Here is a 12,346-nt window from a genome sequence, read left to right as displayed (position 1 = left end):
CCTCGGGCATTCCATATAAACCGGCTGCGTCTCACGCGGCCGGTTTTTTGTTTGTCGCTGAACGCCGCTATTCCCGAACCATCTGGTCGCGCGCCCATGCTGGGCGCAGCACGCAAAAAAGCCCGGTGAAACCGGGCTCTCTTCGAATTCCGTCGAGCAGAAGCGATTAGAGGCCGAGGCCGCCGAAACGCTTGTTGAACTTGGAGACACGGCCACCGCGGTCCATGAGCTGCTGGTTGCCGCCGGTCCAGGCCGGATGCGACTTGGAATCGATTTCGAGGTTCATGACAGCACCCTCCGAACCCCAGGTCGAGCGGGTTTCGTATTCGGTGCCATCGGTCATGACCACCTTGATCATGTGATAGTCGGGATGGATGCCTGCCTTCATAACAATCTTCCTGCGATACCGGAGTTCAATTTGCCGCATCCAGTTGCGGCCACCGAACCGATTGAATAAATGAAGCCGCAGTCGTGATGGCTACGGCTTCCCATTAGGATGGCGTGCCTATACATGAAGGACGCCTAGATAACAAGAGCCAACAGGCCGCATTGCGCGGGTCCTGCGGGTGATCGGAGACGATTTGGCAGAGCAGGCACGGGCTGAGGAAAACAAAAGGCGGTCGTTGCGGCCGCTCGGCAGACTGACACCATATGTCATGCGCTATCGCGGCATGGTGGCCGGGGCGCTGATATCGCTGGCGCTTGCCGCCATCACCTCGCTGACACTGCCGCTTGCCGTGCGCCGTATGATCGATCACGGCTTCACCCAGTCCGACGGCCGTTTCATCAACAGCTATTTCGCCATGCTGATGGTCATGGCCATCGTGCTCGCGGTCGCAAGTGCGATGCGTTATTATTTCGTCATCACCATCGGCGAGCGCATTGTCGCCGATCTGCGCCGCGACGTCTTTGCCCATGTGACCCGGCTGTCGCCCTCCTTCTTCGACGTCAACCAGTCCGGCGAGATCGTCTCGCGCCTGACCGCCGATACCACGCAGATCAAATCCGCCGTCGGCGCCACCGCCTCGGTGGCGCTCAGGAACCTCATCCTCTGTCTCGGCGCCATGGGCATGATGATCGTCACCTCGCCGAAGCTTTCGAGCCTCGTCATCGGTGCGATCCCGCTGATCGTCTTCCCGCTCGTCGCCTTCGGCCGCTCGGTGCGCAAGCGCTCGCGCGCCGCTCAGGACACGCTCGCCGAAGCCTCCGCTTTCGCCAACGAGACGGTCGCTGCCACACGCACGGTCCAGGCTTTCAATGGCGAGGACGCGGCAGCGGCACGCTACGGCACCGCCGTCGAATCCGCCTATGACGCGGCCCGCGCCGCCATCCGCTCGCGCGCGCTGCTGACGGGGATCGCTATCACGCTGATCTTCGGCAGCGTCGTCGCCGTGCTCTGGGTCGGCGCCCACAGCGTGCTTGCCGGCACGCTTTCGGCCGGCACGCTCGGCCAGTTCCTGCTCTACGCCGTCATATCAGCCGGTTCGCTGGGCGCGCTGTCGGAGGTCTGGGGCGAACTCTCCCAGGCAGCCGGCGCCGCCGACCGGCTGACCGAGCTTCTCGACGAGGTCTCGCCGATATCAGCCCCCGCCAGCCCGCAGTCTCTGCCTTCGCCCGGCCGTGGCCGCGTCGAATTTTCCGATGTGCATTTCGCCTATCCCTCGCGTCCCGGCAAGTCGGCCCTGCATGGCTTGAGCTTCGCCATCACGCCGGGTGAGACCGTGGCCATCGTCGGCCCTTCCGGTGCCGGCAAGAGCACCGTCTTCTCGCTGCTCTTACGCTTCTACGATCCGCAGCAGGGCAGCGTGAAGATCGACGATGTCGACGCGCAGCTGACGACGCCGGACGAGTTGCGCCAGCGCATCGCTATCGTGCCGCAGGACGTCACTATCTTTGCCGCCTCCATCCATGACAACATCGCCTTCGGCCGTCCCGGCGCCTCGCGCGACGAGGTCCGCGCCGCAGCCCGTGCCGCCCAGGCGGATGAATTCATCACGCGGTTGGATCAAGGGTACGAGACCGAGGTCGGCGAGCGCGGCATCACACTCTCAGGTGGCCAGCGTCAGCGCATCGCCATTGCCCGCGCCATCCTGAAAAATGCGCCCGTGCTGCTGCTCGACGAAGCGACCTCCGCACTTGACGCCGAAAGCGAGACGCTGGTGCAGAAGGCACTCGACGGGCTGGTGGACGGCCGCACGACGCTTGTCATCGCCCATCGCCTGGCAACCGTATTGAAAGCCGACCGCATCCTCGTCATGGATCAGGGCCGTGTCGTCGAGGAGGGTACGCATCAGAGCCTGATTCGCCACGGCGGCATCTACGCACGGCTGGCGAAGCTGCAATTCGATGCCGCCAATGAAGACGTGCTCGCCGCCGCGAAATAGCCGGCGGCGCTTCTCCTGCAAACCGCGACTAAAGTCTGAGCCCGACTGCCCTTCCTGCGGTTGTCTTTCGCACCTCCCGCCCTACCCTCTTCATTCCCCGGGGTGGGGATATTGCCGTTGACATTCTTGGGAGGAGATAGGAATGGCGCTTTCCGATATGACGCGACGCACGGGCCTTGCGCTCGCTCTTGGCCTGACCGCAACGCTTGGTCTCGCCATGTCTGCCACGGCTGCGGATTTTCCCGACCGCGCGATCACCATGGTCGTGCCCTTCGCGGCCGGCGGCTCGACCGACGTCGTTGCCCGCATCGTCGCGCAGAAGATGTCGGAGGATCTCGGCCAGCAGGTGATCGTCCAGAACGTCGCCGGCGCCGGCGGCAATCTCGGCGCCGGTAACGTCGCCCGCGCCGAACCGGACGGCTACACCATCCTGATGGGCACGGTCGCGACCCACGCGCTCAATCCGCTGATCCTCAAATCGACCCCTTACGATCCGGAGAAGGATTTCGCCCCGGTCTCGCTGCTTGTCGTCGTGCCGAACGTGCTGGTCGTCAATCCGGAATTGCCTGTAAAGACCGTCCAGGAGCTGATCGCGCTGCTGAAGGCCGAGCCCGACAAATACAGCTACGCCTCGTCCGGCAACGGCACGCCGCTGCATTTGTCCGGCGAACTTTTCAAGTCGATGGCCGGCGTCGCCATGCAGCACATTCCCTATAAGGGCGCCGGCCCGGCATTGAACGACGTCATCGGCAACCAAGTGCCGATCATGTTCGACAATCTTCCTTCCTCGTCCAGCCACATTAAGGCCGGCACCCTCAGGGCGCTGGCGGTGACGACAGCCGAACGCGCGCCCTCCTTCCCCGATGTGCCCACAATCGCCGAGTCAGGCATTCCGGGCTATGAAACCTATACCTGGAACGCGCTTTTCGCTCCGGCCAAAACGCCGAACGAGGTGGTGATGCGCCTCAACGCCTCGGCCAAAAAGGCGCTCGCCGACCCGGCCGTTGCTGAGCGCATGAAGGAATTCAGCGCCACCATCGTCGGCTCGACGCCGGAGCAACTTGCCACCCACGTCAAGGCCGAGCTCGCCAAATGGGGACCGGTGGTCAAGGGCGCCAACATCCAGATGGAGTGAGACGAGCAGGCAATCGCTTGCCATCCCTTCGCTTGCGTCCAATCAGAGTGGTGACAATTGGACGCTAAGCAATCGAATTCTAATTAAGGCAGTGGAAAAGCTCACCATTTTGGTCTAGCCTCCACTAAGCTGATGGTTGCAATTCAGCGTTTCGGGAGACATCCATGTATAAATTCGAAGTTTATAAGGATAAGGCCGGCGAGTTCCGCTTCCGCTTCAAGGCCTCGAACGGGGAATCCATGTTCTCGTCCGAGGGCTACAAGGCGAAGGCCTCCGCCTTGAGCGCCATCGAATCCATCAAGAAGAACACGCCCAGTGCCGAAGTCGTCGATCAGACGAAGGCCGAATCCTGATCAGCAGCAGTGGCGGCGCGAAGCGCCGCCCTGCCCGCGCCTCCAAGCGCCATCGGCCTTGAGCCCGAAGCGTTTGCTTGTGACCTTGGCGCCATTTCTTTTTTTCGCATATTTTTTGAAGGCCATGTCGAAAAGATCGCTGGCCGCGCCTCATTGTCTCGGAACGGCCGAACCGCTCCGCCGGGCGTCACTATGGAATATTGGTTCCCTATATCGGGATGCCTGGATCAACGCCAACAACGAGATCAGGAGTTTTCCATGCAATATGCTCTCATCATTCGCGAAGCCCCCGAGGATTTCGCCCGCCGTGACGACCCCGCCTATCGCGACGGCTGGGTCGCCTACAGCAAGGCGCTTGCCCAGGCGGGGATCATGACCGGCGGCGCCGGGCTGACAGCGCCCGAGACCGGCACGGTCATACGCCGCAAAGGCGAGGATCACGATGTTCAGGACGGCCCCTATCCGGAAGGCAAGGAGCAGCTCGGCGGCTTTTATCTGATCGAAGTTCCCGACATCGATACCGCACTCGAATGGGCGACCCGCGTGCCGATCTCCGACAAGGGTTCGGTCGAGGTGCGCCCGCGCCTGCAGATGTGAGGTGCGATGCCGCCCGACGCCGGACGCGTCGCCGAACAGGTGGCGCGTCAATCCTACGGCAAGCTGATCGCCTTCCTCGCCGCCCGCTCGCGTGATGTGCCGGCGGCGGAAGACGCATTGTCGGAAGCGCTGGCTTCGGCTCTTCGCGTCTGGCCGGAGCGCGGCGTTCCGGACAATCCGGAAGCCTGGCTGCTGGTGGCCGCGCGGCGCAATCTCATGCAGGCCGCCCGCCATCGCACCGTCGCGGCCAAGGCGCAAATGACGATATCGCTCGCCTTCGAAGAAGCGGAGGAACGCATGAACGAGGCCGGCACAGCCGTCTTTCCCGACGAGCGGCTGAAACTGCTGTTTGCCTGCACTCATCCGGCCATCGACAGCTCCGTCCATACCGCGCTGATGCTGCAGACCGTTCTCGGCATCGAAGCGAAAACCATCGCACGGGCCTTCGTCGTTTCGCCGGAGGCGATGAGCCAGCGGTTGGTACGGGCCAAGGTAAAGATCCGTGATGCCGGCATTCCCTTCGCCATCCCGCCTCGCCCTGCACTGCCGCAACGGCTCGCGGCCGTGCTTTCGGCGATCTACGCCGCCTACGGCCTCGGATGGGACGGTCTCGACGGCGAGAAAGAGCACCATTCGCTCGCCGGCGAGGCGATCTGGCTCGGCCGCGCGCTTCTTGCGGTACTGCCGGACGAACCGGAGGCGATCGGTCTTCTTTCCCTGATGCTTCACTGCGAATCCCGCCGCAGCGCCCGGCGCGACAGCGATGGCCGATATGTGCCGCTGGACGAGCAGGATACGGCGGCCTGGAATGTGATCATGATGGCGGAAGCCGATGCGCTGCTGCGAAAGGCCGGAGGTTTCGAGCGTTTCGGCCCCCTCCAGTGCCAGGCGGCGATCCAGTCCGTGCATGCCGCTCGCCGGCTGTCGGGAAAGACCGACTGGCAGGCGTTGGCAACACTCTATGCGGCGCTGGTGATGATGAAGCCGACGCTGGGTGCGCGAGTGAGCCAGGCTGCGGTGATCGGCAGGGCCTCGAGCGCCGCCGCCGGCCTGGAGCGGCTCGACCAGCTCGATGCCCGCGCGGTCGCAAGCTACCAACCCTACTGGGCGGTGCGCGCCTTTCTTCTGGCTGAGGCCGGTGACGATACCGCGGCCGACGCCTACATCGCGGCAATCGGTCTCAGCGACAGTCCCGCCGTGCGTGACTTCCTCACCGGCCGGCTGAAGAAGGCGCGGCAGGCGACGCAAGGCTGATCATTTCTCGGTCAGCTTCAGTTCGATGCGACGGTTGGTGGAGCGCGCATCCGGCGTATCGCCCGGCGCGATCGGCTGGAATTCGCCGAAGCCGGCGGCAACGAGCCGGTCGGCCGGCACACCCTGGCCGATCAGGAACTTGACGACGGAAATCGCGCGCGCCGAGGAGAGTTCCCAATTGTCGCGATAGCGGCCTGTTCCGGCGAGCGGCACATTGTCGGTATGGCCGTCGACGCGCAGCACCCAGTTGATCTCCGGCGGAATTTCCTTGGCGAGATCGAGAAGGGCGGCGGCAAGCTTTGCCATCTCCGTCTGCCCCTCCGGATTGAGATCGGCGCCGCCCGAGGGAAACAGCACTTCCGACTGGAAGACGAAACGGTCGCCGACGATGCGGATATTCTCGCGGTCGGAAAGGATCTCGCGCAGGCGACCGAAGAAGTCGGAGCGATAGCGGTTCAGCTCCTGTACACGGGCGGCGAGCGCAACGTTCAGGCGACTGCCGAGATCGGCGATCTTCGTCTGCGAGACCCGGTCTTTCTCCTCCGACGCCTGAAGGGCTGCTTCGACGGCGGCGATCTGGCTGCGAAGTGCGGCGATCTGCTGATTCAGTAACTCGACTTGGCTGAGCGCCCGCTCGCTCACCTGCTTCTGCTCGTCAAGCTCCTGCGTCATCGCGCCGATCCGCTTCTGCGCCGCATCCTGGCCGCCGGAGCCGGCGCTCAGCAAGGCCTGCAGCCGCGAACGTTCGCTCTCGGCACCGGCAAGCGAGGCCTGCAGGTTGGCAACCGAATCCTGAAGGTCCTGGTTGCTGCCCTTTTCGAGCGCGAGAAGCTGGGTCAGTTCATTGATCTGGCTGTTGAGGCGATTGAGCACCTCATCCCGGCCGGTGATCTCGCGGCTGAGGATGAACTGCCCGACGACGAAGACCGTCAGCAGGAACATGATCGAGATGAGCAGCGTCGACAGCGCATCGACGAAGCCCGGCCAGTAATCCACCGTGCGCTCGCGGCGCCGGTTGCGGGCAAGAGCCATGGCCTACTTGCCCTCGCTCGTTTCTGCCTGGCTGGCGCGGTCGCGCAAACGCTCGCCCCGCTCGCCTGCGCGCTCCTGCGCACCGATACGTTCGGCGAGCCTGTCGAGCGTCCGGCGCATTGCCTTCGCCTCGTCCTGCTGCGCCTCGATCCAGTCGCGCAGCATCTGCTGCTCGTTGCGCATGTTTTTGACCAGACCTTGAATGCCTTCGGCAAGGCTCGCCATCGCAGCGACGGAGCGCTGAGTGCCGCTGCCGCCCTCTTCCGAAACCTTGCGCAGATAATCGGAAAGCGCGCGCATATCGTCCGAGGAAGCGCCGGCAACTGCGTCGAGGGCAGGCGCAAGGTCGGAGCCGACATCTGTGACCGAGGAGAGCCAGTTTTCCAGCTCCATGTAGAAGCGGTTCTGCGCGCGCCCGGCCTGCAGGTCGAGGAAGCCGAGAATGAGTGAACCGGAAAGGCCGAGCAGCGAGGAGGAGAACGCCTGACCCATGCCCGAAAGCGGCGTGGAAAGCCCTTCCTTCAGCGCCGAGAGCACGTCCCCCGTGCCGTTCGAGCCGGCATCGAGCGACTGGATGACGATGCTGATCGAACCGATCGTGCCGATGAGGCCCCAGAACGTCCCGAGCAGGCCGAGGAAGACCAGCAGGCCGATCAGGTAGCGAGAAACGTCGCGCGATTCGTCGAGGCGGGTGGCGATCGAATCGAGGATCGAGCGCAGCGCCGTTGTCGACAGCGCCAGGGAGGTCTTGCGGCTGCCGATCAGCGCCCGCATCGGCGCCAGCAGCCGCGGATTGCGGTTGACCTTGTCGGCGCTACCGGCGGCCCGAAACGAGTTGAACCAGCGCACTTCGGGGCGAAGCGCCAGTACATGGTTGAAAACAAGAATGATTCCGACTGCGAGAACGCCGACGATCAGGCCGTTGAGGCCCGGATTGTGCATGAAGGCGGTCTGCGTCTGCCGGAAGAGGATGGCGGCGATAAAGCCGACGATGACGAGGAACAGCAGCATCGTCCAGAGGAACGGCATCGGGCTTGAGAGCCTGTAGGCATAACCGCCCGGCGTCTTTTCGGTGGAGCCGATCTCCGCCACATTCACATTTTCCATAGGTTCAGCTGCCTCCGAACTCATTGCTGGCGGAGACTAGATCAACATTGTGCCGAATTGAAGTATGCCGGGGCGAAAACCGTGACTTTACAACAGCCGGTTTTTTACCCGCTCACTTGGCCGGGATCGGCCGCTTGATAACCTCGACCAGGGCCTTGTGGATGGCTTCGTTGCCGGCGACGATCGCGCCGCTCTCCAGAATGGCCGTGCCGCCGTCCCAATCGGTGGCGAAACCGCCGGCTTCGCGGATGAGCAGGATGCCGGCCGCCATGTCCCAGGGAGCAAGTTCCGCCTCCCAGAAACCGTCGAAACGCCCGGCCGCAACATAGGCAAGATCGAGCGTCGGCGAGCCCAGGCGGCGAATGCCCGCCACTTCGCCCATCACGTGGCGAAGCTCGACCAGGAACTTGCCGTGATTGCGCTTGCCGAGCGCCGGCACGCCGCAGCCGATGACGCAATCCGACAGCACGCGACGGGCCGCGACGCGCAGGCGCCGGTCGTTGAGGAAGGCGCCGCCGCCGCGCTCGGCGGTATAGAGCTCGTCGGTCGCCGGATTGAAGACGACAGCCGCTACGATCTCGCCGTTGCGTTCGAGCGCGATCGAGACGGCGAAGGCCGGGATGCCGTGCAGGAAGTTCGTCGTGCCGTCGAGCGGATCGACGATCCAGCGATGTGCTCCGTCCGTTCCCTTGATCTCTTCGCTTTCCTCGCCGAGGAATCCATAGGTCGGACGGGCCTTCAACAACTCTTCCCTGACGATCTTCTCGGCCTTGCGGTCGGCACTGGAAACGAAGTCGCCGGGCCCCTTTACCGAAACCTGCAGGTTCTGCACTTCGCCGAAATCACGTCCCAGCGATTTTCCTGCCTTGAGGGCAGCCTGAACCATGACATTGAGAAGAGCTGAACGGGCCATCGGCGCATTTTCCTTGGGACTGATACGAGGTGCGCGCTGCCAGGGGCGGGAAGTGTCCCTGAACATGCATGACAGACAGCGCTGCAAAGATTGGCGGCCTCAAGACCACAAAATCGGGGAAATTTCAAGGGGACGCATGCATGGCTGCCCTGCGGCACCGGAAACCGGCATTTATTCCGGTCGGATCAGGATAAACAGCCTCAGAACTTTTGCTGCGTCATCATCACTTCACGCGCCATCTGGTCGAGCGGCAGGATGCGGTCGACGCCGCCCTTGGCGATCGCCTCTTTCGGCATGCCGAACACGATTGAACTCGCCTCGTCCTGCGCCACCGTGTAGGCGCCGGCCTGATGCATCTCCAGCATGCCCAGCGCACCGTCGTCGCCCATGCCTGTCATGATGATCCCCATGGCGTTCGAGCCGGCCGAGCGCGCTGCCGAACGGAAGAGCACGTCGACCGAAGGCCGGTGGCGCGACACCAGCGGCCCGGTCTTCACGCTCACATAGTAGCGTGCGCCCTGGCGTTCGAGCAGCATGTGCTTGTCGCCGGGCGCAATCAGCACGTGCCCGCGCAGCACCGGGTCGCCGTCGACGGCCTCCTTGACCTCGACCTCGCAGAGCCCGTTCAGCCGCTTGGCAAAGGCGTCGGTGAATCTTTCCGGCATATGCTGGACGATCACCATGCCGGGCGCATTGGCCGGCAATTCCTCTAGAAATTCGCGCAGTGCCTCCGTGCCGCCGGTGGAGGCGCCGACGCAGACGACCATCTCGGTCGTCTTCGCCATGGCCCGCCCCGTCGGCGGCGGCAGCATGACATCCGCCGTCAGCTTCTTGGTCGGCCCGTCGGCCGAGGCCGAACGGATGGTTCCGGCGGCGCGGCGGACAGTGGGAAGCCGTGCATGTGAGGCACTCTTGACGATCTCGCGAATGCGCATCGCATCGTCGGAAAGACTGTCGGCGGCCCCGATCTTCGATTTCAGAATGACGTCGACGGCGCCCGCCTCCAGCGCCTGGATTAGCGTTTGCGAACCTGCCTCCGTCAGCGACGAGCACATCACCACGGGTATCGGCCGCTGCGCCATCAGCTTGCGCAGGAAAGTGATGCCGTCCATGCGCGGCATCTCCACGTCGAGCGTGATGACATCGGGGGTCTCCTCCAGCAGCTTGCGTGCTGCCGCGAAGGGATCGGAAGCCACCGCCATGATCTCGATATCGGGATCCTGCTCCAGCACATGCGTCAGCGTCTGACGGATGCTGGCGGAATCGTCGATGATGAGAACGCGGATTTTCTTGGCCATGAATGCTCCTAGAGCAATTCCAGGAAAAGTGCGAAGCGGTTTTCCCGGGATTGCCCGGAAAAATCGACAAGCACTAGATACGCTGAAATACCGTATTGGAGACCTGCTTCAACGGCAGATCGAAGCCGGTGATCGATTCGGAATGACCGATGAACATGTACCCTCCCTTCGCCAGGCAATCGCAGAGGCGGTTGAGCACGCCCGCCTGAGTCTGCTTGTCGAAGTAGATTAGCACGTTGCGGCAGAAGATGACGTGCATCGGCTCCCCGATCGAATATTTCTCGTCCATCAGATTCATCCGCGCAAAGCCGATCCTGCTGCGCAGTTTCGGCGTGATGCGCACCTCCCGCCGATCCGGCTGCTTGGCCGTCAGCACATATTTGCGCTGCAGATCGCGCGGCACCGGCGCGATGAGATCTTCCGGATAGATGCCCCGGCGCGCCGTCTGCAGCACGTCGGTGGAAAGATCGGTCGCCAGCACGCTGTAGGAAACGTCGTTGCGGCCTTCGGTGAACTCCGCCAGCACCATCGCCATCGTATAGGGTTCCGCCCCCGTCGAGCAGGCCGAACTCCAGGTGCGGATGGTGCGAACGCCGCTGCTGGCGATCGCCGGCAGCGCCGCGCTCTGCAGGTAGTCGAAGTGCTTGGCTTCGCGGAAGAAGTCGGTTTTGTTCGTCGTCACCACGTCGATCAGGTAGATCGTTTCCTGGGCGAGGCCGTCGTGGTGGAACAGGAAGTCGCAATAATCGTCGAAGGTCGAATGGTTGGTTGCGCGAAGGCGGCGTCTCAGCCGCCCTTCGAGCATCGTCAGCTTGGTCGGCGGCATCTTGATGCCGCTATAATCATAGATGAACCGGGCAAGCTTTTCGAAATTGCGCTTGCTGATCCGGTCGCCCGGCAATTGGGTTTCCACCGCTGCCATACTCATAGAAAGCAGTACTCCGGGTTGACGCGCGGTCAGGCGGCCGATTGCAGTGCCGAGGTGTCCTCGCGCGACAAGAGCCGCGCGAGATCGATGATGACGACGAAGCCGTTTTCACGGCGAACGACGCCGGCAATATAGTCCGAGCGCCAGCGCACGCCGATGTCGGGCGCCGTCTCGATTTGGTCACGCCGGAACGGCGTGACCTCGAAGACACGATCGGCGACGAGGCCGAGGGTGAGCAGCCGGTTTTCCATCGGCACGTCGAGGACGAGCACCCGCGTATGCGGCGTCGGCTCGGTCTTCGTCATGCCGAGCTTCAATCGAAGGTCGATCGTCGGCACGCCCTGCCCGCGCACGTCGCGCAGGCCGAGCAGGTAGTCGGGACCGTTCGGAATCTTGAAAGCTTCCGCATAGTCGAGGATTTCCCGCACCACCTCGACCGGCACGGCAAAAATCTCCTCGCCGAGGCTGAAGGTCACGAATTGCGCTTCCAGAGGTGTTGGAGCCATGATCAGGCGCTTTCCTTGAATTCGGCGTCCCCATCATCGGGACCGCCCATGGAGAGATCGAGAGCGAAACCCTTTGCCCGTGCCTGCTGGCCGGCGACGCTATTGGCCGCCGGTTTCCGGGCGCCGAGCTTGCGGCCGGCGATGGGAGCCGAACTGCGGACAGTCACCTTTGCAGCCGGCGTGCGGGATTGGCGGTCACCTGCCGTGTCGATCTTGAAGAAGGCGATCGACGCCTGCAGTTCTTCGGCCTGGGAGGCGAGTTCCTCGGAAGTTGCCGACATCTCCTCGGAAGCGCCGGCATTCTGCTGGGTCACTCGGTCGAGCTGCTGGATCGCCTCGTTGATCTGCGAGGCGCCGATATCCTGCTCGCGGCAGGCGGCACTGATTTCGGAAACCAGCTCGGCGGTCTTGCGGATGTCAGGCACCAGCCGGCCGAGCATGTCGCCGGCATCCTGGGCGGCCTTGACCGTATCGCCGGACATCGAGCTGATTTCGGCGGCGGCCGACTGGCTGCGTTCGGCAAGCTTGCGCACTTCCGAAGCGACGACCGCAAAACCCTTGCCGTGTTCGCCAGCACGTGCCGCTTCGACGGCGGCGTTGAGCGCCAAAAGATCGGTCTGGCGGGCGATTTCCTGGACGATGCCGATCTTTTCGGCGATGGTCCGCATCGCCTGTACGGCACGCGACACCGCTTCGCCGCTCATCTCGGCATCCTTGGCCGACTGGCGGGCGATCTTTTCAGTCTGGGCGGCGTTGTCGGCGTTCTGCTTGATGTTGGCCGCCATCTGCTCCATCGAGGCGGAAGCCTCTTCGGCGGAAGCTGCCTGTTCGCTGGCGCC

At 63.5% G+C, this 12,346-nt stretch carries 13 protein-coding genes; 5 read left to right on the top strand and 8 right to left on the bottom strand.

Annotation, left to right across the window (positions count from 1 at the left end; all coding sequences use genetic code 11):
• Nucleotides 1-166: 166 nt before the first annotated feature.
• A complete protein-coding gene (rpmE, locus tag CO666_RS26270; RefSeq protein ID WP_003566413.1) occupies nt 167-388 on the bottom strand; it encodes a 50S ribosomal protein L31 in 222 nt (73 codons plus the stop codon).
• 193 nt (nt 389-581) lie between these two features.
• Here rpmE and CO666_RS26265 point away from each other — a divergent pair, with 193 nt between their 5' ends.
• From CO666_RS26265 to CO666_RS26245, 5 genes are all read left to right on the top strand, one after another.
• Nucleotides 582-2,384 (top strand): ABC transporter transmembrane domain-containing protein, encoded by a 1,803-nt coding sequence (locus CO666_RS26265; RefSeq protein WP_097614972.1) that lies wholly within the window; start codon nt 582-584, stop codon nt 2,382-2,384.
• Between the two features lie 142 nt (nt 2,385-2,526).
• Entirely contained in the window at nt 2,527-3,519 is a 993-nt protein-coding gene (locus tag CO666_RS26260) for a Bug family tripartite tricarboxylate transporter substrate binding protein (RefSeq protein ID WP_097614971.1), read from the top strand.
• A 164-nt stretch (nt 3,520-3,683) separates the two neighbouring features.
• Entirely contained in the window at nt 3,684-3,872 is a 189-nt protein-coding gene (locus CO666_RS26255; RefSeq protein WP_097614970.1) for a YegP family protein, read from the top strand.
• Nucleotides 3,873-4,130: 258 nt separating this feature from the next.
• Nucleotides 4,131-4,469: a YciI family protein gene (locus CO666_RS26250; protein ID WP_097614969.1), complete on the top strand. Its 339-nt coding sequence runs from the start codon at nt 4,131-4,133 to the stop codon at nt 4,467-4,469.
• Nucleotides 4,470-4,475: 6 nt separating this feature from the next.
• Complete coding sequence (locus CO666_RS26245) at nt 4,476-5,723, top strand: RNA polymerase sigma factor (RefSeq protein WP_097614968.1); 1,248 nt, start codon at nt 4,476-4,478, stop codon at nt 5,721-5,723.
• On the opposite strand, the gene CO666_RS26240 is transcribed toward CO666_RS26245, so the two are convergent.
• From CO666_RS26240 to CO666_RS26210, 7 genes are all read right to left on the bottom strand, one after another.
• On the bottom strand, nt 5,724-6,755 hold the full coding sequence (locus tag CO666_RS26240) for a peptidoglycan -binding protein (RefSeq protein WP_085738311.1): 1,032 nt from the start codon (nt 6,753-6,755) through the stop codon (nt 5,724-5,726).
• A gap of 3 nt (nt 6,756-6,758) precedes the next feature.
• Nucleotides 6,759-7,862 (bottom strand): MotA/TolQ/ExbB proton channel family protein, encoded by a 1,104-nt coding sequence (locus tag CO666_RS26235; protein WP_097614967.1) that lies wholly within the window; start codon nt 7,860-7,862, stop codon nt 6,759-6,761.
• Nucleotides 7,863-7,974: 112 nt separating this feature from the next.
• Complete coding sequence (locus CO666_RS26230; protein WP_085738313.1) at nt 7,975-8,775, bottom strand: inositol monophosphatase family protein; 801 nt, start codon at nt 8,773-8,775, stop codon at nt 7,975-7,977.
• Nucleotides 8,776-8,975: 200 nt separating this feature from the next.
• Nucleotides 8,976-10,073, bottom strand: coding sequence for a protein-glutamate methylesterase/protein-glutamine glutaminase (locus CO666_RS26225; RefSeq protein ID WP_097614966.1), 1,098 nt, complete (start codon nt 10,071-10,073; stop codon nt 8,976-8,978).
• A gap of 73 nt (nt 10,074-10,146) precedes the next feature.
• Nucleotides 10,147-11,001 (bottom strand): CheR family methyltransferase, encoded by an 855-nt coding sequence (locus tag CO666_RS26220; protein WP_097614965.1) that lies wholly within the window; start codon nt 10,999-11,001, stop codon nt 10,147-10,149.
• A 29-nt stretch (nt 11,002-11,030) separates the two neighbouring features.
• Nucleotides 11,031-11,507, bottom strand: a complete 477-nt coding sequence (locus tag CO666_RS26215; RefSeq protein WP_097614964.1) for a chemotaxis protein CheW — start codon at nt 11,505-11,507, stop codon at nt 11,031-11,033.
• Nucleotides 11,508-11,509: 2 nt separating this feature from the next.
• Nucleotides 11,510-12,346 (bottom strand): methyl-accepting chemotaxis protein (locus CO666_RS26210; protein WP_245436871.1); only part of this gene is annotated, 837 nt, incomplete at its 5' end.

This window comes from Rhizobium chutanense (genome assembly GCF_002531935.1).
In the GTDB taxonomy this organism is placed as follows: Bacteria; Pseudomonadota; Alphaproteobacteria; order Rhizobiales; family Rhizobiaceae; genus Rhizobium; species Rhizobium chutanense.
This window is presented reverse-complemented; position numbering and strand designations above follow the sequence as displayed.

Excerpts from the sequence above, each read along its gene's own strand:
- rpmE (WP_003566413.1), bottom strand. The coding sequence starts at position 388 with ATGAAGGCAGGCATCCATCCCGACTATCACATGATCAAGGTGGTCATG.
- CO666_RS26260 (WP_097614971.1), top strand. The coding sequence starts at position 2,527 with ATGGCGCTTTCCGATATGACGCGACGCACGGGCCTTGCGCTCGCTCTT.
- CO666_RS26255 (WP_097614970.1), top strand. The coding sequence starts at position 3,684 with ATGTATAAATTCGAAGTTTATAAGGATAAGGCCGGCGAGTTCCGCTTC.
- CO666_RS26250 (WP_097614969.1), top strand. The coding sequence starts at position 4,131 with ATGCAATATGCTCTCATCATTCGCGAAGCCCCCGAGGATTTCGCCCGC.
- CO666_RS26245 (WP_097614968.1), top strand. The coding sequence starts at position 4,476 with ATGCCGCCCGACGCCGGACGCGTCGCCGAACAGGTGGCGCGTCAATCC.
- CO666_RS26240 (WP_085738311.1), bottom strand. The coding sequence starts at position 6,755 with ATGGCTCTTGCCCGCAACCGGCGCCGCGAGCGCACGGTGGATTACTGG.
- CO666_RS26235 (WP_097614967.1), bottom strand. The coding sequence starts at position 7,862 with ATGGAAAATGTGAATGTGGCGGAGATCGGCTCCACCGAAAAGACGCCG.
- CO666_RS26230 (WP_085738313.1), bottom strand. The coding sequence starts at position 8,775 with ATGGCCCGTTCAGCTCTTCTCAATGTCATGGTTCAGGCTGCCCTCAAG.
- CO666_RS26225 (WP_097614966.1), bottom strand. The coding sequence starts at position 10,073 with ATGGCCAAGAAAATCCGCGTTCTCATCATCGACGATTCCGCCAGCATC.
- CO666_RS26220 (WP_097614965.1), bottom strand. The coding sequence starts at position 11,001 with ATGAGTATGGCAGCGGTGGAAACCCAATTGCCGGGCGACCGGATCAGC.
- CO666_RS26215 (WP_097614964.1), bottom strand. The coding sequence starts at position 11,507 with ATGGCTCCAACACCTCTGGAAGCGCAATTCGTGACCTTCAGCCTCGGC.